The 21,622-nt window shown below is 45.2% G+C and carries 18 protein-coding genes; 8 read left to right on the plus strand and 10 right to left on the minus strand.

What is annotated here, in order from left to right; translation table 11 throughout:
* Positions 1–12 precede the first annotated feature (12 nt).
* The 4 genes from B7P33_RS10785 to B7P33_RS10800 all read right to left on the minus strand — a co-directional run bounded on the left by B7P33_RS10785 (position 13) and on the right by B7P33_RS10800 (position 2,589).
* The gene (locus B7P33_RS10785) at positions 13–525 is read right to left on the minus strand and encodes a hypothetical protein (protein WP_097441970.1); all 513 of its coding nucleotides are present in this window, start codon (positions 523–525) and stop codon (positions 13–15) included.
* An 85-nt stretch (positions 526–610) separates the two neighbouring features.
* Positions 611–1,126, minus strand: coding sequence for a GNAT family N-acetyltransferase (locus B7P33_RS10790; RefSeq protein WP_097441971.1), 516 nt, complete (start codon positions 1,124–1,126; stop codon positions 611–613).
* A 489-nt stretch (positions 1,127–1,615) separates the two neighbouring features.
* Entirely contained in the window at positions 1,616–2,023 is a 408-nt protein-coding gene (locus B7P33_RS10795) for a hypothetical protein (protein ID WP_097441972.1), read from the minus strand.
* Complete coding sequence (locus B7P33_RS10800) at positions 2,023–2,589, minus strand: RNA polymerase sigma factor (protein ID WP_097441973.1); 567 nt, start codon at positions 2,587–2,589, stop codon at positions 2,023–2,025. Before B7P33_RS10800 ends, B7P33_RS10795 begins: the two co-directional genes overlap by 1 nt.
* A gap of 150 nt (positions 2,590–2,739) precedes the next feature.
* Between B7P33_RS10800 and B7P33_RS10805 the strand changes: the two genes are divergently transcribed.
* The 3 genes from B7P33_RS10805 to B7P33_RS10815 are packed head-to-tail and all read left to right on the plus strand — an operon-like array spanning position 2,740 to position 6,110.
* On the plus strand, positions 2,740–3,813 hold the full coding sequence (locus tag B7P33_RS10805) for a DUF4421 family protein (protein WP_172435921.1): 1,074 nt from the start codon (positions 2,740–2,742) through the stop codon (positions 3,811–3,813).
* 3 nt (positions 3,814–3,816) lie between these two features.
* Positions 3,817–4,806: a porphobilinogen synthase gene (gene hemB / locus B7P33_RS10810; RefSeq protein ID WP_097441975.1), complete on the plus strand. Its 990-nt coding sequence runs from the start codon at positions 3,817–3,819 to the stop codon at positions 4,804–4,806.
* Between the two features lie 2 nt (positions 4,807–4,808).
* Complete coding sequence (locus tag B7P33_RS10815) at positions 4,809–6,110, plus strand: serine hydrolase domain-containing protein (RefSeq protein ID WP_097441976.1); 1,302 nt, start codon at positions 4,809–4,811, stop codon at positions 6,108–6,110.
* 191 nt (positions 6,111–6,301) lie between these two features.
* Here B7P33_RS10815 and B7P33_RS10820 read toward each other — a convergent pair whose 3' ends face one another.
* The 4 genes from B7P33_RS10820 to B7P33_RS10835 all read right to left on the minus strand — a co-directional run bounded on the left by B7P33_RS10820 (position 6,302) and on the right by B7P33_RS10835 (position 14,696).
* Positions 6,302–7,684 (minus strand): RagB/SusD family nutrient uptake outer membrane protein, encoded by a 1,383-nt coding sequence (locus tag B7P33_RS10820; RefSeq protein WP_097441977.1) that lies wholly within the window; start codon positions 7,682–7,684, stop codon positions 6,302–6,304.
* 11 nt (positions 7,685–7,695) lie between these two features.
* Positions 7,696–10,713: a SusC/RagA family TonB-linked outer membrane protein gene (locus tag B7P33_RS10825; protein ID WP_097441978.1), complete on the minus strand. Its 3,018-nt coding sequence runs from the start codon at positions 10,711–10,713 to the stop codon at positions 7,696–7,698.
* A gap of 241 nt (positions 10,714–10,954) precedes the next feature.
* Positions 10,955–12,415: a helix-turn-helix domain-containing protein gene (locus B7P33_RS10830; RefSeq protein WP_097441979.1), complete on the minus strand. Its 1,461-nt coding sequence runs from the start codon at positions 12,413–12,415 to the stop codon at positions 10,955–10,957.
* 160 nt (positions 12,416–12,575) lie between these two features.
* The gene (locus tag B7P33_RS10835; protein WP_097441980.1) at positions 12,576–14,696 is read right to left on the minus strand and encodes a Tex family protein; all 2,121 of its coding nucleotides are present in this window, start codon (positions 14,694–14,696) and stop codon (positions 12,576–12,578) included.
* A gap of 102 nt (positions 14,697–14,798) precedes the next feature.
* On the opposite strand from B7P33_RS10835, the gene B7P33_RS10840 reads away from it, so the two are divergent.
* Both B7P33_RS10840 and B7P33_RS10845 read left to right on the plus strand, forming a co-directional pair.
* Positions 14,799–15,860 (plus strand): PA0069 family radical SAM protein, encoded by a 1,062-nt coding sequence (locus tag B7P33_RS10840; RefSeq protein WP_097441981.1) that lies wholly within the window; start codon positions 14,799–14,801, stop codon positions 15,858–15,860.
* Positions 15,861–15,926: 66 nt separating this feature from the next.
* Positions 15,927–16,571, plus strand: coding sequence for a hypothetical protein (locus B7P33_RS10845; protein WP_097441982.1), 645 nt, complete (start codon positions 15,927–15,929; stop codon positions 16,569–16,571).
* A 375-nt stretch (positions 16,572–16,946) separates the two neighbouring features.
* Here B7P33_RS10845 and B7P33_RS10855 read toward each other — a convergent pair whose 3' ends face one another.
* Together B7P33_RS10855 and B7P33_RS10860 are read right to left on the minus strand one after the other, a co-directional pair.
* On the minus strand, positions 16,947–18,260 hold the full coding sequence (locus B7P33_RS10855; RefSeq protein ID WP_097441984.1) for a sulfatase-like hydrolase/transferase: 1,314 nt from the start codon (positions 18,258–18,260) through the stop codon (positions 16,947–16,949).
* Positions 18,261–18,270: 10 nt separating this feature from the next.
* On the minus strand, positions 18,271–19,695 hold the full coding sequence (locus tag B7P33_RS10860) for a Gfo/Idh/MocA family protein (RefSeq protein WP_097441985.1): 1,425 nt from the start codon (positions 19,693–19,695) through the stop codon (positions 18,271–18,273).
* Between the two features lie 308 nt (positions 19,696–20,003).
* Here B7P33_RS10860 and B7P33_RS19270 point away from each other — a divergent pair, with 308 nt between their 5' ends.
* The 3 genes from B7P33_RS19270 to B7P33_RS10875 all read left to right on the plus strand — a co-directional run bounded on the left by B7P33_RS19270 (position 20,004) and on the right by B7P33_RS10875 (position 21,614).
* Positions 20,004–20,321: a hypothetical protein gene (locus B7P33_RS19270; RefSeq protein WP_141402452.1), complete on the plus strand. Its 318-nt coding sequence runs from the start codon at positions 20,004–20,006 to the stop codon at positions 20,319–20,321.
* Positions 20,322–20,500: 179 nt separating this feature from the next.
* Entirely contained in the window at positions 20,501–21,133 is a 633-nt protein-coding gene (locus tag B7P33_RS10870; RefSeq protein ID WP_097441987.1) for a GyrI-like domain-containing protein, read from the plus strand.
* A 103-nt stretch (positions 21,134–21,236) separates the two neighbouring features.
* Positions 21,237–21,614, plus strand: coding sequence for a SnoaL-like domain-containing protein (locus tag B7P33_RS10875; RefSeq protein ID WP_097441988.1), 378 nt, complete (start codon positions 21,237–21,239; stop codon positions 21,612–21,614).
* Positions 21,615–21,622: the final 8 nt, after the last annotated feature.

Below are 21,622 nucleotides of genomic sequence, written 5' to 3' on the forward strand. Positions count from 1 at the left end.
GTAACCCGCTCACTAACGTTTCTTAAACTGGAACAAAGAAGTACCCACCACATATTGGTTCAATACTTCGAGGGAATACCCCTCTTTTCGCCAAGAGAGGAATAATGGTTTCTCTTCTATGGCCACATCTTTGGCACTAAAATCGGGTTTGGCAAATATATTCTGGGTCGAATCATTAAGAACCTCGACCTGGCCGGTAACCGTGGCACCATCGGCAACCGACATATGGGTGGCTTCTCCATATTTTTCACCTATACGCCGGTATAAGTTATGTTGTACCACCTCCCGTAGCTGAAACGACACTTCGGTTATGGTACCCTGGTCATTGGTCCGCACCTCCAATTCTCGAATCCATCGGTCGCAAAAGCGCATTTCGGCAGGTTTAAACTTATAGTACCCCACTTCTTCGTGGGTACTGGTCCAGCCCCATTCGTAGAGTTCCGAAACCTGTCTCCCAATCAGCTCTTCCGGTTCGAGACGTTCACCTGGAAAGTTCAGTAATAACAATAGCAGTAATATACGCATGTCCCAAAAATGCAAAATTCTGGTTACAAGCCGATTAAATTTCGGGCTATGTAAAGCTTTTACCGATAATTATTCCTGATTTGTATTATAAACGGACCTGCATTACCCAATCCATCTGTTCGTCGGTACCGATTAAATACGGATGTTCGCCAATCTTCTTAAAACCATGGCGTTCGTAGAAGGCAATGGCCCTTAGGTTGGCCTCCCACACGCCCAACCATAATTTGATCTTGCCTTTTTCACGAGCAATTTGCTTTACCCAGGCCATGATTTCGGTGCCATGGCCATTCCCTTGGAATTCGGGTAAAATATAGATGCGTTGCAGTTCCAAAGATTCGGGATCGTTAAGATCGGTCTGGGCCGGAGCAACATTACATTTTAGATAGCCGACCAAAATTTCTTGCTCATAAATAAAGTAGAAAGTACTGTTGGGCTCTTGCAACTCGGCCAAAAGGGTGGGTTTGGCAAAGGCCCTTTTCATATAGTTGGCAAAATCGGCAGGGTCGTTCTGATCGGCAAAGGCCGCGTGAAAGGTATCTTTTGCGATTCGAATCAACAGATCTAATTCAGCTTCGGTACAAGGTGAAAAACGTAATGCCATACCCAAAGATACACCTTCTGTTACACTTTAAATGGCGTTTTGGTTATCTGAACGGCTAGGTTGCTACAATAACAAATCTATGATAATGCGAGAAGGCCCCAGAATTGGAATGAAGCTTTGTACATAAAAGCTAAATGGAACCTATAAAACAAAAAAAAGGGCGGAAAACCCGCCCATATTTCTTTACGATGATCTGTTGGTTAGATCATGAACAATTTCTTTGCCAGCAACATGAGACCACTATAAAAATCAGATCGGTCTACATAGGCTTGCTCTTCCTGGGGTTTGGTTTGCGCGTTCACGTCAACGATAATTTTTGGGTATTACTAAATAATTTTGTAGGCAACAATATAAGGCATAACGTTGGTTTAAACCAACAAATTGTTTTTATGCCTATGTTAAATTTTCAGTTTTCGATGAACGACACCCTGTTTTGGCGATTTTATGACAAAAATCAATACAATAGCCCGGCAAATCGACCAACTACCCTTAGGCAAATTGCCCTTGCTCGGGGGAAGATAAAAACTCTTTTTTCAACATCTTTATCTGTAGGCCAAAGAAGATTCCCATAAAAAGCACGGCATACAATAAGGTATTAGATCCGTTGAACGGCATTTTCCAGTCGATCTGGGGCATCGATAAATCCAACTTTGGGGTATTTAGAGGTATTTCCAATCCAACTGCAGCCGGATTAAAAAAGAACAGACCTATGGTGGCCGCCGCAAAACAGAGTGCGATTAACCACCACCCTTTTTTACCGATCAAAGGTTGACTTACCACTGGTGTGGGTAGCTCATGTACGGCATCCATGATATTACCCAACAATTGGTCGCTGGGTTGGGGCCGCTCTAAATTGGCCAATATTTTTTTTAGTTCTTCATCTTTACGCACATCCATTACTCCGCAATTAAAGTTTGCTTCTGCCCCTCTAGGGCCGTATACAGCCGCTTACGCGCCCGGTGTAATTTTACCTTCACATTATTATCGGACATACCCAAGGCTTGGGCAATTTCCTTCAAAGATAATTCCTCAAAATAAAATAGCTCTATTATGGTCTTTTGGTCGGCCGGTAATAATCCCATCGCCGTTTTTATCATTCTTTTTTTGGGGTCTTCCTCCCAATGGCCTTCCAAAGCCGGAGATTCGCCCATCTTTTTCTCATGAACTTCTTCCCAGGCCTGTACCCCTCGCCTATCCCGTTTCTTTTTGGCATCTAAAGCCGCATAATAGGCAATGCGGTACAACCAGGTCGAAAATTTGGATTTGCCTTCAAAGCTTCCCAAGGATTTATAGGCCTTAATAAAAACCTCTTGAGCCAGATCTTCGGCTTGGGCAGCATCTTTCAATACATTTAATCCTATACCATATACCATACTTTGATATTGGGTAACCAAAGGCGCGTACGCCCTAGAGTCGCCTTTCAATACAGCTTCGATACAGTCTTGTTCGTGCAGTTGGTTCATTTCAAGGGTATGACGCCATCCTTGTTCCAAAGGTTACAGCCTTGCCTTATAATTTACGAAAAGCAGGGCGTTAAGGAAGGTTTAAAAAGCCTAAAACCGTGTATTGCCCTAAAACTTATCCGTAAATTTACCCTCTAATCCACTATTTGGTTGTTTACAAAAGCGTTTCCCACATACTTTAACCGCATTATAGCTTTTTGGCTGTTCGCTGTGGTATCATTGCTGTTGTTACCATCCGCTTCTGCGCAAATTCGAGGACCCCAAAAAACAGATAGTACATATATACGCCGGTACGAAGATCCTGTTGTTTTCAAAGGCAGTTTCGATACGAATATTAAGGAGTACGAGATTACCGAATCGGGTAATACCCTTAACCTGGCCACGAACGAAAACCTAAGAACGGCTATTACCTTTTTTTACAGGGGTATTGGATTTACCTATGGGTTTGCCCCAAGTGCCATTCCCGTAAACAACGATGATGTACTTAAAGGTAATACCGACCTTACTACCTATCGCCTAAATTTGAATATGGTTAAGGTGATCACCAACTTTGAGTACACCAAAACCAAAGGATTCTATGTAACCAATACCGGAGACCTCCTATCCGATTGGCAATTGGGTGAAGACCCTTATTTATTGTATCCCGATCTAGAAATTACCCGATTTTCGAGTACGGCGGTATATGTGAATAACTATAAAAAGTTTTCTTTCAAGGCACTGACCAACCAGGCCGAAGACCAAATAAAAAGCGCTGGCAGTTTTATCCCTTCCTTCCAATACATATATACCCGTTGGTATAATAAAGACCCTGAAGTGGTAGACGACGATCCTATTCGCGATTTTCATGATTTTATTGTCCGTGGTGGGTATCAATACACCTTTGTCATCTCAAAAAAATGGTTCGCTTCATTAGGCCTGGGATTGGGTGGTGGGGCCAAGATGATCTACGACAAAGAACGTTCGGGTAACACCCTGAAAAAAAAGACCGTACCTATGTTAAGTACCACTTCTGATCTTCACCTTGGGTTTTCGGGCAATCATTGGTTCGGTGGTATGCGCTTAAGCGCCAATACGAACAATTACCAAGACCGCCAGGAAGATGTAAAGATCGAAGACGGTAACACTTATTTTCTTTTCTTTGTAGGATACCGTTTTACCGCCCCTAAAAAGGTGACCCAAGCGGTCGATAAATTCATGGACAAGGTATTACCCATCAAACAATAACATATGTTTCCTCTTCGTAGAAACCGACGTTTACGTACTAATGAAAGCATCCGTGCCTTGGTACGCGAAACCTATTTGACCCCCAACGATTTCTTAGTACCCCTTTTTGTAGTGGAAGGCCAGGGTATTAAGGAAGAAATTCCGTCTATGCCCAACTATTACCGCTTGAGCTTGGATATGCTGAAAAAGGAAATCGTGGAGCTGTGGAATATGGAGCTGAAGGCGGTTTTGCTATTCGTAAAGGTACCCGATAACCTAAAGGACAACAAAGGTACGGAAGCCCTGAACCCAGAGGGCTTGATGCAACGTGCCATTAAGACCATAAAGGAATTTTGCCCCGAAATGTTGGTCATGACCGATGTGGCCCTAGACCCCTACTCGTCTTATGGCCATGACGGCATCGTACAAAATGGTAAGATCGTAAACGACGATACGGCCGAAGTGTTGGCCGAAATGGGGCTTTCGCACGCCCAGGCCGGGGCCGATGTGCTGGCCCCCTCCGATATGATGGATGGCCGCATTCTTAGCTTGCGGGAAGCCTTGGAAGACGAAGGCTTTTTCGATACGGGTATTATGAGTTATTCCGCCAAATATGCTTCTTCGTTCTATGGACCCTTTCGCGATGCGCTCGATTCGGCCCCGGTAGATATGCAAGAGGTGCCCAAGGACAAAAAAACCTATCAAATGGACTTTGCCAACCGTTTTGAGGCCATTCGAGAAACGGAAATGGATATTGACGAAGGGGCCGATATCGTGATGGTAAAACCCGGATTGGCCTATTTGGACATTCTACGAGAAATAAAAAACGAGGTCGATGTGCCCGTAGCCGTATATCAGGTTTCCGGGGAATATGCCATGCTCAAGGCTGCTGCCGAAAAAGGCTGGTTAGATCATGATGCCGTAATGCTGGAGCAATTGATTGCCTTTAAAAGGGCCGGGGCCGATATTATTGCCTCTTACTTCGCTAAAGATGTTGTAAGGTTATTATCGTAGCCATGGCTAATTTCACTACCATAAAGACAAGTTTCTGCGCCTTTTTGCTTAGCGTTAGCTGTACAGGTACCTTATTAGGGCAAGCGAATACATTTGCCCCTAACGGTAGCCTACAACAAGCTGGCCTGGACAGTGTTCTAATATACCAATCGGTAGACTCCATAATGCAAACCTCGATCCAGGCCCAAGCCTTTCCCGGGGCCAATCTATTGGTAGTCAAAAACGGTAAAACCATATTTCATAAAGCATACGGTTACCATACCTATGATAGCTTGGTACCGGTGGGTCGTAATGATGTCTATGATCTGGCATCGGTCACTAAAATTACCGGTCCGCTGCCGGCCCTGATGAAATTGCATGGCGAAGGCAAACTGGACTTGGATGCCCCTTTTTCCAACTACTGGAAACCTTGGAAAAAACGAAAGGATAAAAAAGAACTGACCTTTCGCGAGGTATTGGCCCACCAAGCCGGATTAACCCCTTATATCATTTTCCTGAACGAGGCCATGCGTAAAGGGGCACTCAAAAAACGTTGGTTCTCGACCACGCCCAAAAAAGGGTATGTTCAGGTTTATACCGATCTCTATATCAAAAACCAGTTTCGAAACAAGGTGTACCGTATGGTTAACCGATCCAAGGTATCTGTTGAAAAGAAATACAAATATTCGGGCCTCACTTTTCTACTCTACCCCGAAATCATAGAAAACTTGACCGGTAGTGACTACGAAGCTTACCTGCAACATGAGTTCTATGGGCCATTGGGGATGGAGACCTTTGGCTTCAATCCGAAATCCAAGGGAATCAAGGCCCCTATCGTACCCACAGAGGTCGATACACTATTCCGTCATGATCTTACCCACGAATGGGTACACGACGAAAATGCAGCCTTGTTAGGCGGGGTTTCGGGCAATGCCGGATTGTTCGGAAGTGCCTCGGACCTAGCCAAACTCATGCAACTCTATGTGCAAATGGGCGAGTCTAAGGGTAAGCGATATATTGCAGAAAGTACCCTTAAGGAATTTACCCGCATCCAATACCCTGAAAACGAAAACCGTAGGGGACTCGGGTTCGATAAGCCCTTGATCGGAAATGACACCTTAAGCATAGCCAAGGCCTACCCGGCACCAAAAGCTAGTCCGGAAAGCTTCGGGCATGCTGGTTTTACGGGTACTTTCGTTTGGGCCGACCCAAAAAACCAATTGGTATTTATCTTTCTATCCAACCGGGTTTACCCTAGTAGAGGCCACCGCGAGTTATATAATTTGAACGTACGAGGGGCCTTGCAGCAATTGTTTTATGAGTAAGGCGGTTATACCCCAAAATTGCAACAGCCAGGCAAAAGCCCGGCTGTTGACCGTCAACTCAAATAATCCAGAAATGCTGCTGGGCTTGGGACCCCGTTCCGGATATTTTTGATGACACTGGATGGGTTATTGCCTAATCCCTTAGTGGTCCATCCAATTGATGCATAAACTCCATTTTAACTTCAATTTAATTACTGGGCATAACCCGGATTCTGACTTAGGTTTGGGTTGGCGTCCCGTTCGCGTTGGGGTACGGGCATAACCAAACTCGGATCGTTATAAGGCAAACTGCCAATATTCTCCTGAAGTCGTTTTCGATCGTGTAAATTGTGCCCTTCGAATGCCAGTTCGCGTTTCCGCTCGTCCAAAATGTCCTGTAAGCTTAGCCCAGCGATCGCCACCGCGCCAGAACGTCCGCGTAGGGCATTGATCTCGGCTTCGGGCGATAACCCTAAGGCGGTACCTTCCCTAAAATTGGCCTCGGCCCGTATCAAGTGCATTTCTCCAATCCTCAAAAAGGGGATATTACCAAATTCACTTTGCCATTTGGTGGTGGCCGTACCCCCATTGTTCTCATAAAAGAAGGCCGCACGGGCATCGTTATCCGGATCGTCGTAAATGGCCATATGGGCCGCGGTAATGGCCACATCGGGATTACCAGATCGGCCTCCAAAAGCACTACCGGCCCAATAGGTGTTAAAGTCGTTGGTACCATCTTGAGAGGTTATCTGCCAGGCGAACAGGTCTTCTACCCCATCTTCGGCATTGTTAAAAGCACCGGAGAATTCAGGGGCAAGGCTATGGCCACTGTTCTGCAGTACCGCATGGGCGGCATCACGGGCCGCGGCATAATTACCTTGTTGTAGGTACACCCGTGCCAAAAGGGCTTGGGCCGAATAGCGATCGGCAAACTCCCCGTTCGATTCCGGTAACAAAGAAACGGCCGAATTCAGGTCGGAAATTACTTGGGCGTAGACTTCGGCTACCGTATTCCTAGACGGTGCCTCTACCTGGGCCGCATCGGTAACACCGGTCAATACAATGGGCACCCCTTCTTGACCATTGGCCCCACCAGCTTCGTAGGGCAGACCAAAGCTGCGTACCAAATCGAAGTACACCAAGGCCCTTAAAAACTTGGCCTCTCCTTCCATACGGTTTTTGGTGGCCTCATCTTCTACCACCCCTAGGTTTTCGATAACCAAATTGGTCTGGTTACTTACCTCATAGGCATTCAACCAAAAGTTGGTTACCCAACCATTGGTAGTGGCCAAGGCTTTTTCATTGAATTCCGCCGGCTCTTCAAATGTTCCATTGAACATCAACTCCCCGGCATTGGCATACAACTCCATGCCCGTATATATTTCGCCACCCCAAGTGTTGTCGGGTACCGCCTCCACGCTGCCGTGTGCCGCTTCATCGTAAATACCTACCAAAAGATTCTGTAGGTTGGCCTCATTGGAAAGAACGATTCCCGGGGACAGACTTTGTTCGGGCTGTAAATCTAAATTATCGTCGCAACTACCTAGGATTACCAAGGCAAGCAACATGCTAAAAAATCTAACTATATTCTTCATGGTCTTCTGGATTAAAAGTCAATGTTTACACCTATGGATATGGTCTTGGCCGGAGGGGCCGAATAGAACTCCTCCCCCACTTGGATGTTACTCACGGTCTGGCTGGCACTACCTGCAGTAAAATCGGCCGTTGCCTCTGGATCATAACTCTTATAATCGGTAAAGGTGAGCAGATTGATGCCAGAGAAATACAGGCGTAAACGATCTACGTTGAACTTTGAAGTAATGTCGTTGGGCAGGGTATACCCTAAAGTGAGGTTCCGAAGTCTGATAAAATCCGATTCATCTAAATATCGCGTCGATTCTTGTTGGCCATTGGTGCTGAACAAACGGGCCTGCGGTACATCAGTTACGTCGCCCGGCTGTTGCCAACGGTTCAATTGATCGGCCGTTTGGTTGTCGAAGAACCTGGCATTACCAGACTGGAACCTACCGCCTTGGTTGTATATGCTCGCCCCCCATTCGCCTTGGAAGGTAAAAGCAAAGTCGATGTTCTTATAATTCATGGTATTGGTAAAACCGGCCATAAAATCAGGATACGGACTACCTACGATTACCCGTTGCGCCTCGGCATAGTTACTGGTAGTGCTGCGATCACGGCTACCGTCAGGATTCAAGGTATTGCGTACGAACATGGCATCGCCGGTCTCTGTGTTCACCCCGGCGTATTCTACCGTATAGAACGAGGAAATGGTCTCACCCTCACGAACGATGTTACGGCCAACGATAATATCGCCCCCAGGTAACTTGGTCACCTCATTATCTAAAGTAGAAAGGTTAAACGAGGAGGTCCACTGGAAGTCTTCGGTCATGATGTTCTTGGTGTTCAAGACGAATTCGAAACCTTGGTTGCGCAATTCACCCACGTTTCTGGTAATGGATCCAAACCCACTGGTACCGGGTATGGGTTCGTTCAGCAAAAGATCGTCGGTGTTCTTGATAAAGTAATCGATCTCACCACTGATGCGCTGGTTAAAGAAACCGAAATCGATACCTACGTCCATTTGGGTGGTACGCTCCCACTTCAGCTCGGGGTTACCCAATTGGGTGGGGGTCAAAGCCGCTTTTTGGTTATAGGGTGATCCCTGGAACAGACTTAAACTGGCAAAATTGCCAATCCCGGCATTACCCGTAATACCCCAACTACCCCGAAGTTTTAAAAAGGAAAGGGTTTCGGATTCGTTCAAGAACTCTTCCTCACTTAACACCCATCCCACGGCAGCGGCCGGGAATATACCGTATCGGTTCTCGGCCCCAAATCGGGAAGAACCATCGTAACGGACACTGGCCTTGAACAAATACTTATCGGCAATAGAGAAATTGGCCCTTCCGAAATAAGATAGGAAATTAAAGGCGGTTCGGGTAGAGCTTCCGGCTACGATTTCAGCGGCTGAGGCCAAGGTCTGTAAATCGTCGGACGGGAAACCAGTTCCCTGGGTCAATTGCAAGCGTCTACGACTTTCCTCGAAACTCATACCTGCCACTACATTAAGGTTTAAGGCATCGTTCAGGTTCTTATCGTAAGTAAAGTAATTTGAAATAATATACTTTTCGGTATTTGCATTATTGGCCGTACCCAAGCCACCCGTAGAGGCAGATTCGGTCAAACTTCCCGAGAAACGCTCGGCGATCTGACTATTCAGGTCATAACCCAATTCGGTTCGGAAATTTAAATCGGGTAGTATCTGATATTGCAGATAAGTATTGGCAATAACCCGCCAGATATTGGTCTGGAAATCGCCATTGTACTGCTCCATTAAAAAGTTATAATACTCCGTAGACTCGGTATTCGGGGTAACCCCATCTTCTAAATAAGCCGGTGATAAAGGTACTTGGGCCACAGCCTGCATAGGGGTAGCAAAGGCATTATCGTTAGAGAGCCGGTCCAGTTTACTTTTCGAAACCGTTGCATTTACCCCGATTTTGAACTTTTCGGAAATATCGTGATCCACATTAGTACGCAAAGAATAGCGCTCCAAACGGTTGCCCCGTACGATACCATCGGTTTTGTTATAGGCAGTAGATATAAAAAAGCGGGTTTTGGCATTACCTCCAGAGGCCGATACGCCAATATCTTGCACACTACCATCTACCAAGGCCAGATCTTGCCAATCGGTATCGACATTTTCCTGACCGTTCCTATAAAAATCGAACTGGCCGCGAATGGCGGCCTCACTAAAACCAGAGTTGGCCCCCGCCTCTAGGAACAATTCTTCATATTCGGCCGCATTTAACCAATCTACTTTATTGGTCGCCGTACTCCAACCATAAGAGGTGTTCAATGACACCTTGGTTTTACCTTCCTTACCTTGCTTGGTGGTAATCAAAACGACACCATTACTACCCCGGGCCCCATAAATGGCAGCCGAAGAGGCATCTTTAAGAATCTGGATCGACTCTACATCGTTAGGGTTTAACGAGATCAAAGGGTTAATCGGTGAATTGTTAATAGACTCATCGGCATTGGTCATAGGTACACCATCTACCACATATAAAGGTTCTTGGGACGAAGACACCGTAGAAATACCACGAACCCTAACTTTAATACCCCCTTCGACCTTACCGTTTAATTGGGTTACCCGAACCCCGGCCGCCTTGGCCGTTAGGGCATTCTGTAAACTGGGTGTGGGGATCAGGTTCAGGTCTTCGGCGCTAACCGTGGCGATATTGTCGGTAACCTTTCGCTTCGACTGGCTACCATAGCCCACCAAGATAACCTCTTCCAATTGATTGGAACCCTCTACCATTTGTAGGTTGATGGTATTGGAAGTACCTACGGTACGTTCTTCGGTCTGCAGACCGATATAACTAAAGACCAATACATCGCCTTGGTTCACTTGAATGGAATAGTTTCCATCGAAATCGGTCTGTACCCCTCTAGTAGTGTTCTTGACCACGATGTTGACCCCGGGCAGGGGCAAACCATCTGTCTGGGCACTCACGGTACCCGAGACGGTCTTTTCCTGTGCACTGGCCCAAGCTAGGGAGCATAGCATGAGCACCAGCAGCTGCTGTTTTAACTTTTTCATAAAAAAAGATTTAGTTAAACAATTATTTGAGTTTGGTGCATTTAGATCCCTTACACTATAAGGGACCATTGAAAGACAAAGGCAGTTATTCTTTTCAATAGCTAATTCAAATAAGAACATGGAGATTCTGACCAAGAGGAATCACTTGAGTGTGTACAGAAGTAACCTGCTGCCTTTGTCGGTACAAATGCAACGTAAAAGAAAAGTAAGTGGATGAAAATGGCGGGAACGCCTATAAAGATTACCCTTGCCGAAGGGTATTTACCCCTAATTTACCGCTGTTTCGCGTTATGGCCTCTATATACTGCGAGGGAGTAAGGCCCGTATCTTTTTTAAAGGCTTTGTTAAAGGTCACTTTATTGTTGAAACCTACCCCGTAAGCTATCTCTATTATGGTAAGGTTACGATACACATCTTGGGCCATTTGATCCTTGGCCTCTTGAATACGATAGCGGTTTACCAATTCAAAAAAACTACATTGAAAATGGGCGTTTATAACTTGAGAGGTATGATGTCGGGAACATTCCAATTTGGCAGAAAGGTTTTCCAAAGAAATATCGTTATGCCGGAAATATTCCTCATGATCGAATATATAGTGGATGCGATCGGCCAACTCTTGGGACAGGCTTTCTGCCAAGCCCGATTTTTTGTATTTCTTTATAGGTTCAGGTTTCTTTTCGCCCCCAACCAAAACATTAGGATTAATGTAAGCCGAATAACCCACATACAATACCAATACCGCCATGGATAGGATCTGCGGGTGCACCAAAAATTCGGCATTTACCAAACGGGTTATGATAAGCCCGTAAATGATATACGATAATACATATACCCCATTGAAAATGGTTATGTTCTTTTGCCAAATCATGGCCTTTATACCGGTTTGGCCAATTTTTCGATTCCGGGTATAAATTTTATAGCAAAGGAAAGCATAGGTAATCAGCGAAACTGTTTTTAAGACCACAATGGCGTGATCCAACCAACCCACCTGGGCCTCCCTTTGGTACATCATGGCCAACTTTTGCTCGGCCGGGTACATATAAATAGGTATCAAATAGGCAATCAACAATAAAGAAGGTAGTAAATGCAACGCATCTATGATTCTCAGTTTATAGTTGGAGGATATCCGTTTAAAATAGAAATACAACAAAGGCCCATACAAAAAGGAAAATGAGGCCGAACTATACAGGGAATGCGGAATATAAAATGTGTATTTGGCCCTAAATAGTGAGATATGGATGATGAACAACGAATGTAAAAATAGAAAAACACCGATTAAAACCCGGGCCACCCGATCGCCTTCGCGTTTTAAGTTCAATACCACGGCAATAAATAACCCGATTAAACCCGCATAAAGATAAAAAAGGGACCATCCATCGAATTTTGGGGTATACGCCTCATTCAATTTCTTAAAAGGCTCTTTCTCCTGATGGGCCACCAGCGCATCTTGCTGTAAAATCTGTGCATTATGCGTTTTTTGGATGTATTTTTCGGTAAGGTCGGCTGCTTTTTCAATGGCACCCAATTCGGCATAGATCATGGCCGACTCCTTTAAGGCATCCACAGAAAGGGTATCGCCCTCTTGGGGTATTGGGATTACGTATTCGGGTAATTCAGATAAAACTACTTCCCGTACCACAAAGGCAGCATTCACATGCCAACATAGCATACTCAAAACGCAAAGGAATAGTCCTCGTTTCATTAGGTCTCAGGATTAGGCTAGTAAAAATATAACTGAATTTGACCATTTTTAACAGCAAACCTGTAAGTCCCGATAAAAGTTTACCCCTATTTTAACCAAGTTTTAACGGTTTACCCGTAAAAACTGCATTTTATTAACATTTCAAAATATAAAAACCCTATCAATCCACTAGGGAAAGTTGAATACGCTTCCGGTCCAAATCGACAGCCAATACGGTAACTTGAAGTGTTTGGTTTAATTTAACCACTTCGTTAACATCACTAACATATCCCGCCTTCAATTTAGAAATATGGATCAAGCCACTTTCTTTGATACCGATATCTACAAAGCAACCAAAGGCAGTAATATTATTGACCAAACCGGGTACCTTCATACCAACCTTTAGGTCGGCAATGGTTTTTAGATTTGGATCGAAGGCAAACACCTTGGCCTTCTCCCGAGGGTCTAATCCAGGCTTTTCCAGTTCCTTTAAAATATCGTTTAAGGTAGGCAACCCTACTTCTTGGGTAAGGTATTGCTGTTTGTTTATACGTTTAATGGCGGTTGTATTGGCTACTAGGTCTTGCAATGGCATTTGAAGGTCTTTGGCCATGCGATTTACCAAATCGTAGCGCTCTGGGTGTACTGCCGAATCGTCTAACGGGTTCTTGGCCCCTTTCACCCGGATAAATCCGGCGGCTTGTTCATAGGCCTTGGCTCCCAGCCTGGGTACTTTTAGCAATTCTTTGCGACTAGAGAAGCCGTTGTTTTCTTTTCTATAAGCTACGATATTTTGGGCCAAGGTAGCGCCTATACCCGAAACATAGGTCAATAAATGACTACTGGCCGTATTTAGGTTTATGCCCACGGCGTTTACACAACTGGATACGGTCTGGTCCAATTCTTCCTTAAGTTGGGTCTGGTCTACATCGTGCTGGTATTGGCCCACCCCAATACTTTTAGGATCGATCTTTACCAATTCGGCCAATGGGTCGGCCAGGCGCCTTCCAATGGAAATGGCTCCCCTTACCGTTACATCGTAATTGGGAAATTCCTTTCGGGCCAAGCTAGAGGCGGAATATACCGAGGCCCCAGCTTCGTTTACCACAAAAACCTCCAGATCGCGATCAAAACCAATCGTCTTTATGAATTGTTCGGTTTCGCGGGAGGCCGTACCGTTGCCAATGGCTATGGCCTCAATTTTATGGGCATTTACCAAAGATCGGATCTTCTTTGCCGCTTGGGCCGACTGCCTTTGGGGCGGATGCGGGTAAATGGTCTCGTTGTGCTCCAGCCCACCGTTGGCATCTAAACACACCAACTTACAACCACTTTTAAAGCCAGGGTCTAAAGCCAAGATACGTTTGGTTCCCAGTGGGGCGCCCAAAAGCAATTGTCTTAAATTTTCTGAAAACACCGAAATAGCTTTGGTGTCGGCTTTTTGTTTGGCCTCTTTTAAAACTTCGTTGGCCAAGGCTGAGGCCAATAAGCGTTTAAAAGCATCTTTATTGGCCAGCAACAACTGGTCTTCGGTACTTTTATTGTGGCCTTTTATGATGATATCGTCTATGGTATCCAAGGCACGATCTTCATCTACTTGTACCTTTAATTTACAATAGCCTTCTTTCTCGGCCCGTAACATGGCCAGTAGCCTATGTGAGGGGCAACGCGACAGATTTTCTTCCCAGTCAAAGTACTGCTGGTATTTTTGGGCTTCCGGACTATCTTTTTTAGCAGCGACCACCTTGCTGACCATTTGTGCCTGGCGCCCGTAAATCTTGCGTAATTGGTTACGCACTTTTTGGTTTTCGTTTACCCATTCGGCCACGATATCACGGGCCCCGGCCAAGGCTTCGTCTTCATTGGGTACGGCATCGTTTAAAAATCCGTGGGCGGCTATTTCAACATCGGTATGCCTTTGGGCCATTAGGATCTTGGCCAAGGGTTCCAAGCCTTTTTCACGGGCCACTGTGGCCTTGGTCTTACGTTTCTTTTTGTAGGGTAGGTACAAATCTTCTAGCTGTACTAGGCCCATACAGCCTTTTATTTTTTGGCGTAAGTCTTCATTTAGTAGACCTTGTTCGTCAATGGCCTTACAGATGGTTTCCTTTCGCTTCTCCAAAGCTTCGAACTCCTTCATTTTATTGGCAATGGCTTGGATCTGTACCTCATCCAAATTACCGGTCATTTCCTTTCGGTAACGCGAAATAAATGGAACGGTAGCATCTTCTTCCAATAGCTTTAACGTATTGGCGATCGCTTTTTCAGGAAGTTCTAGGGATTTTTGGATATAGGATAACATCTGTTGATTTTTGGGTGGCTAAAAATACGGATTTTGCCACGCTTTTGACGATAGAAACCACACCGTCATTTATTTGTTTTTACGTATTTTTGGATTATTTCCATGATGAAAGGTAGAGGGGCACAAAACAAAACACACAATAGGTTCGAAAGTCTGCTGTATGAAATGCGGGACGATTTTTTGGAGTATTGCCGTCTCGAAGGCGAACCGGCCGATGCCAACAAGACCCAATACCAAACCATTTTTCCAAAAAGCATTGTAAATCGGGTAACCAGCCCCGATGTGGGCATGGAATTTTCACTGAACCCCTATCAGGGCTGTGAACATGGTTGTGTATACTGCTATGCCCGAAACACCCACGAATATTGGGGTTATGGCGCCGGGCTGGACTTTGAACGGGTAATCTTGGTAAAAAAGAACGCCCCCGAACTGCTGGCCAAAAAACTACAAAGTCGGCATTGGAAACCCAAAACTATAGTCTTATCGGGTAATACCGATTGCTACCAACCTGCCGAACAAAAATTCGGACTGACGCGAGCCTGTTTGGAGGTCTTTGCCAAACACCGACATCCCGTAGCCATAATCACCAAGAATGCTTTGGTATTACGCGATCTAGACCTTTTGCAGGAATTGGCCCAACGGAACCTAGTACGAGTGATCATTTCGGTAACCTCCTTAGACGAAACCACCCGAAGAATCTTGGAGCCGCGTACAGTATCGAGCCAAAAACGTTTGAAAACGCTACAAACGCTCAGCGAACACCACATTCCCGCATTTACTATGCTGGCACCCATTATCCCCGGTATCAATAGTCACGAGATCATGGATTTGGCCCGGGCCACGGCTGCCCATGGCGCCCAGGGCTGTGGCTTTACCTTAGTACGCTTAAACGGCGCCATAGGAAGTATTTTTACGGATTGGCTGCATACCCGATTACCGGATAAGGCTGAGAAAGTACTTAGTTTGATCAAACAATGCCGGGGTGGTAAATTAAATGCCAGTACATTCGGCGACCGCATGAAAGGTCATGGGCCTATGGCCGTGCAAATACATCGGATGATGGCCCTAGCCAAAACCAAGTACTTCCAAGACAAAAAACTTCCGGATCTAGAGACTGGCCATTACCTTAGGAATCGGGGTAACCAATTGTCGTTCTTCGATTAAGCCATAGCGTATATACTAGGAAAATGAAAACGGCGTTACATAAAAAACGTAGTCTTTTTCCTACTTATGAACAATCTGATTATTTTCCGTCTTCTTGTTTCGCTGGCCTTCTTTTTAACCAGCATATGCTTACTAGAAGCCCAAGTTTCCATTACTTCGGGTGCGGTTGTGGGCTATAGCACAGCCAATGAAGGCGAGGTTTATCTTACCAGCGATACCGATGAATTGTATTTGGGGCTACAGGATGGCAGCCTTAGAAAAATTGGGAATGATCCTTTTCAGGCCCAATTGGCCGAATATGGCATCAGTTCCGCTGTAAATGTTACCGCAGCACCTGCCATTCGAGACTTCTTTCAAGACGAGCTAACGAACGAAGGTGCCATATCCAAAACATCGGACAATACGCTTAGTGTGGTCTCCAACGGCTTATACCAAATACATTTCAATTGTAGGCTTAGGGCTACCACAACCTGGATGGGCGCCAGCGTGCGTTTACGCATCAATGGAGCAGATATAGGTATAATGGCGCATTCCGGTTTTCTTTATTCAGGATTTATGCCCGATGGCAGCTGGAATTTTACGCATACCCTTAGGCTGAACGCCTCGGATACCATTCAACTCTATACCCAACGCGAAGATACCGGTGGGGGCGGGGTTATTACGGCCCAAACCAATTTTACCCGCTTTACAATAAGCAAAATTGGGGAATAGATTCTGATCTAAAGCCAATTTTAAATTGGGATAGTAACACCCCTATTGTTTTGGATACCTATATCATATAAACCAAAAAGAATTATGGGAGGAGAAGGGAGTATGTTACATGCTATTAAATCGCTGAAATATAACAGGGATCAACTCCGCGCACGAATAAACCGGAATTCTAAAAAATCGAATAGCAACAGTTCCCAACATAAAACTAAGGTTCAATTTAAGCAGTCAACACCAGAGGATATGATAATTATCCGTGAAAAAATCAGAGGTTATAAACGTGAAGAATTTAAGTTATATCTCATATCCTTTGTGGTGATGCTTTGTATTCTTGGATGTATAGGCTACCTCTTATATAATCTTTAATAACAACAAAGATTACTCAAACACCGGATGCCGGGCCAATTCCTTTTTTAAGGCTGTTTTGATCTTTTTCTGCTTCCGTTCAAGATCGCGGTCCAATAATGGACGTTTTTCCAAGGTGTCTTGGGCCACATGAAAGAACTGTCCGTTAGCGTAAAGCTTATACCCCAGATTTCGAACGAACTGGTTCCGGTATTGGTTTACATTTTTGCCCCACAACGGATCATAGTGTACAAAGGCCTTATCACGTTTATTTTTACCTGTTCCGGTTAACCGTTTTAAAAAACTTTGTCCGTCAGAACTATGTTTTCCATCAACCATATCGTTTAGGGTGGCAAAGAAATCGGAAAACTCAATGAGTCCGGTTTCCACTCCATTTTCTCCAATACCCTGGGGCCAATAGGCAATAAAGGGTACATGGGTACCTGCATCGGTGGTATTCCCTTTTCCACCACGAATATTCCCATGATCGGTTCGTGAACGTATGGCTTTATTGGTACCATTGTCCCCTAAAAAGATCACCAAGGTATTCTGGTCTAACTCCAGTGCCTTCAGTTTGGCCATGATTCGCCCTACCAAGGTATCGGTATAACTTACCATATCGGCAAAAAACCTGGGATCTTGTTTGGTTCGCAGGGCCGGATCTTGCCATTCGGGGGAATTGGGGGTGGGTACAAAAGGATTATGTACCAAGACCATGGGGTAATACACAAAGAAAGGCTGGGCTTTTTTGCGTTCTATAAAATCGAGTATATAATTGGTGAACAAATCGGGACCATAGGCGTTAGGATCACGTTCCAAGAATTTTCCGTTGGCCTCGATCAGGGGATCGGAAAACCGTTCGCCTTGGGCGGCAGTGGCCGTTAATTGCCAGAGACAGTACTCGTCAAAGCCAAAAGCGTTGGGCCTTGAGGCATCTTTCCATTGGGGTAACTCTTTTTTATAGGCTAAACCATTCAATTGCCATTTGCCCACAATGGCGGTACTGTAGCCTGCATCGCGCATCAGGTTACCAAAAGTGTATTGGTCGTCGGGTAAAAAACCGAAATGGGTATAGTTGCGGTAATTGTACTGTCCCGTCATCAGTTTTACCCGAGAAGGGGTACATAAAGGCTGCGATATACAATTGGCAAAACGCAGTCCGTTTTGAGCCAAGGAATCCAATACAGGCGTTTGATAGGCAAGGCTACCATAGCTTCCCAGACATTCATAGCCCATATCGTCGGACATGATCAGAATTACGTTGGGCCTATCGGTCTGTTGGCAAAAAAGCGGCCCCATGGAAAAACTTATCCAAAGGGCCACCCACCAAAATCTTACTATGCGCATAGTGCACGTCTTATTTTAATTCCCAACCTGGACGGTAATCCCGTTTTACCCACTCGTTGGCTTTTTCGTAATTGGTTACACGCATATTCTCGCCATCCCAAAGTAACTTTCTACGGCCTGGATATTCGAATGGGGCCCAATCGCCAATTTTCTTACCAGGTTTCAATTGCTTGTACTGGTACGATTTAATGGCCAAATTCCCCATAAGCACGGCCTCAGTAAGCGGTCCGGCCTTCGAGAAATCGGAAGAGGTTTTGGTCCCGGTCAGACAACCCTCTACAAAATTCTCGATATGGCCATCCATACCACCATCGATCCTAGGATATACCGGTGTCGGCTTTTTAAAGAGATCCATAGTTTCGGAAGGCAACAAACGGGCATTCTTGGAATAGGTGTCGGTTACCATAATACCTTTGGTACCATAGAAAATACAGCCACCACCGCTAGACCCAATAGTCTCATTATCCTTTAGCTCGTCTGGCAGGTCTGGCTTAATTCCCCCGTCGTACCAGTTTACGGCAATGTCGCCATGGGCCTCGGTCTCGTATTTTAAGCGAACGATGGACGATGGCGGACAAGAAGCGCTATAGTCGGCTTCTACAAAATCGCCTACCCAAACGGTAGTACAACTGGCCTCGGCCTCGGTAGGGTATTTAAGATCCAATACACTAAAAGGGGTTTCCATAATATGGCAACCCATATCGCCTAAGGCACCTGTACCAAAATCCCACCAGCCTCGCCATTTGAACGGCAGATAGGCATCGTTATAGGGTCGCATGGCCGCTGGGCCCAACCAAAGGTCCCAATCGAGTCCTTTAGGCACTTTTTGAGCCTCGGTGGGCACGGGAACCCCTTGGGGCCACACTGGTCTGTTGGTCCAACAATCTACTCGTTCTACCTTGCCCAAAACCCCCGATTCAATAATCTCACGTGCGTTTCGGCTACCGGCACTAGAGGCACCTTGGTTTCCCATTTGGGTGATTACCCCATTCTTTTGGGCCTCTGTGGTCAATAGGCGGGTCTCGTGTATGTTGTGGGCCAAAGGCTTTTCAACATAAGCATGCTTTTTGGCCCTGATAAAGGGTAGGGCTATGGTCGCATGGGTATGGTCTGGCGTGGCTACCATAACCGCGTCTATATCGTTGAGTTGCTGGTCGTATACTTTTCTAAAATCGGTATAGCGTTTTACTTTCGGGAATTTTTTAAAAGTATCCTTGGCACGGCGTTCATCTACATCGCACAAGGCTACGAACTTTACCTTTTTGGTATTGTGCAAGCCATTGACCACACCCGATCCTCGGCCACCAACCCCAAAAGCGGCCACATACAGGGTATCGCTAGGTGCTACATGGTTTTTACCCAATACATAACTGGGTACAATGCTGAATGCGGCCGAACTCGCCGCAACGTTTTTTACAAAAGTCCTTCTTTTCATTTCTGTTTCGTTTTGCGTTTCATGGCGGTATGCCGTAGTGAAAAGTCAGCTTCCAGATGGCCGGATGCTTCCCTATACCACATACCTTGGTTTGGTAGTGCATGAAGATACGAAAAATGCCAGGGCATCCCGGATGAATTGACAACTTTGGTCAACTAAAACGTTGTAGTAAAATGTTTTAATGTCAATCTAGGTATTGGGCTTCATCCTATTATTTGGCCTATTGTGGAAAAAACAGTGGAGATCTTTTCCCTTACCCTATTTTGTAAGTGACTGAATCAGGGTAACTTGCCCTAAACCACCAACACATGACACGTTATCTTTCTGCGATTTCTATCTGCATCGCACTCATCTATACCGCACTAAAGACCCAATGGGACCGTTGGACTGTAGAGGAAATAAAACTGATGTCTACATTTAATACATCGGGGAGCGAAACTATGGTTACCGCCCATGCCGATATGCTGCTCTTTTACCTAATACCGCTATTGGTCTCTTTTGGCCTCAGTGTGGCCGGACTCTATCAAGACAACCGTTACAAACTACTTGGCGTAGGCCTGAACATTTTGGCCCTGGTTTACCTTTTTGTCCCCGTGCATTTGTGGTACGGGCCCACCTGGACATAATACAAGCTCTTTTTATTGGTAAGGTCAAGTCATTTAAAGCTAAAAGAAAGACCAGGCTAATCAAAGATTAAGAAAAAAGACGCACTGACTTACGTCTAAAGCCATTAAAATTCCGGATTGCTCTGAGGTATGACATAGGGTTGACAGAACCCCACCATATTTTTGGGTAAAATCGTCTTATGAAACACGAATGGCGTAAAAAAGAAAAATCCTTATATCTACCTAAGGCAAAACCCGAATGGGTTAGCCTTCCGGCCATGCGTTTTCTGAGTATTTCTGGGGAAGGCAGTCCGGAAAGCCCTGCTTTTAGTGAAACTATTCAAGCTTTATTCGCTGCCTCATATGCGGTAAAAATGAGCTTAAAAAAAGAGAAGCATCCCCCTATGGGGTATTCAGATTATACGGTTTACCCGCTGGAAGGGGTCTGGAGTCTACACGAAACCGCGCAAAAGACCTTTACCGGCAAGGTTAATAAAAATGACCTGGTCTATACCTTAATGATCCGCCAACCTGATTTCGTTCCGGAGGAATACCTAAGGACCAAAATTGCAGAAACCATTGAAAGGAAATCAATACCATTTTTGGAGCTGCTAAAAGTGGAGCAAATCACGGAAGGCCCTTGTGTTCAAATGTTGCACCTGGGCCCCTTTGAAACCGAGGCCAAATCATTTGCCCAAATGGAGGCATTTACCGAAACCCAGGGTTTGATACGTAAGTACAAATGGCACCGTGAGATCTATCTATCCGATTTTAGGAAAGTGCCCAAAGAAAAGCTGAAAACCGTACTACGCTTTTCGGTTGAAGAAGTTTAACTTAATCGTTGCATAACAACTACTTAAAAACACAAACCCGTACTTTTCGTATTTTTAAAAAGATATATTCGAATCGTTTTTTTATCAATCTAAAACAACACTTATGACAACAAAAGAAATTGCCGACAAACTCGTTTCATTATGCCGGGAGGGCAAGAACATGGAAGCTTATGACCTTTATGCCGACGACGCCATTAGCCAAGAAATGGACGGAACCCCCAACGAAATCACCCAAGGCAAGGCCAACATCTTAAATGACTTTGAACAATGGGCCGAAAATATCGTAGAAATGCATGGGGGAACCGTAGGCGAACCCATTGTGGCCGACAATCATTTTTCGGTGGTCATGACCAGCGATGTTACCTTTAAAGAAATTGGCCGTTGTACCATGGAGGAAATCTGTGTATACGAAGTGGCCAATGGCCAGATTAAAAAGGCTCAATTCTTTTACGACCCTAAGGCCATGGGTGGGGAAGCATAAGCATTGTA

It is taken from the genome of Sediminicola luteus (assembly GCF_002514735.1).
GTDB lineage: Bacteria > Bacteroidota > Bacteroidia > Flavobacteriales > Flavobacteriaceae > HQA918.

What these genes read in the sequence shown, in the direction of transcription:
- B7P33_RS10785 (WP_097441970.1), bottom strand. Translation starts at nt 525, where the DNA reads ATGCGTATATTACTGCTATTGTTATTACTGAACTTTCCAGGTGAACGT.
- B7P33_RS10790 (WP_097441971.1), bottom strand. Translation starts at nt 1,126, where the DNA reads ATGGCATTACGTTTTTCACCTTGTACCGAAGCTGAATTAGATCTGTTG.
- B7P33_RS10795 (WP_097441972.1), bottom strand. Translation starts at nt 2,023, where the DNA reads ATGGATGTGCGTAAAGATGAAGAACTAAAAAAAATATTGGCCAATTTA.
- B7P33_RS10800 (WP_097441973.1), bottom strand. Translation starts at nt 2,589, where the DNA reads ATGAACCAACTGCACGAACAAGACTGTATCGAAGCTGTATTGAAAGGC.
- hemB (WP_097441975.1), top strand. Translation starts at nt 3,817, where the DNA reads ATGTTTCCTCTTCGTAGAAACCGACGTTTACGTACTAATGAAAGCATC.
- B7P33_RS10815 (WP_097441976.1), top strand. Translation starts at nt 4,809, where the DNA reads ATGGCTAATTTCACTACCATAAAGACAAGTTTCTGCGCCTTTTTGCTT.
- B7P33_RS10820 (WP_097441977.1), bottom strand. Translation starts at nt 7,684, where the DNA reads ATGAAGAATATAGTTAGATTTTTTAGCATGTTGCTTGCCTTGGTAATC.
- B7P33_RS10825 (WP_097441978.1), bottom strand. Translation starts at nt 10,713, where the DNA reads ATGAAAAAGTTAAAACAGCAGCTGCTGGTGCTCATGCTATGCTCCCTA.
- B7P33_RS10830 (WP_097441979.1), bottom strand. Translation starts at nt 12,415, where the DNA reads ATGAAACGAGGACTATTCCTTTGCGTTTTGAGTATGCTATGTTGGCAT.
- B7P33_RS10835 (WP_097441980.1), bottom strand. Translation starts at nt 14,696, where the DNA reads ATGTTATCCTATATCCAAAAATCCCTAGAACTTCCTGAAAAAGCGATC.
- B7P33_RS10840 (WP_097441981.1), top strand. Translation starts at nt 14,799, where the DNA reads ATGATGAAAGGTAGAGGGGCACAAAACAAAACACACAATAGGTTCGAA.
- B7P33_RS10845 (WP_097441982.1), top strand. Translation starts at nt 15,927, where the DNA reads ATGAACAATCTGATTATTTTCCGTCTTCTTGTTTCGCTGGCCTTCTTT.
- B7P33_RS10855 (WP_097441984.1), bottom strand. Translation starts at nt 18,260, where the DNA reads ATGCGCATAGTAAGATTTTGGTGGGTGGCCCTTTGGATAAGTTTTTCC.
- B7P33_RS10860 (WP_097441985.1), bottom strand. Translation starts at nt 19,695, where the DNA reads ATGAAAAGAAGGACTTTTGTAAAAAACGTTGCGGCGAGTTCGGCCGCA.
- B7P33_RS19270 (WP_141402452.1), top strand. Translation starts at nt 20,004, where the DNA reads ATGACACGTTATCTTTCTGCGATTTCTATCTGCATCGCACTCATCTAT.
- B7P33_RS10870 (WP_097441987.1), top strand. Translation starts at nt 20,501, where the DNA reads ATGAAACACGAATGGCGTAAAAAAGAAAAATCCTTATATCTACCTAAG.
- B7P33_RS10875 (WP_097441988.1), top strand. Translation starts at nt 21,237, where the DNA reads ATGACAACAAAAGAAATTGCCGACAAACTCGTTTCATTATGCCGGGAG.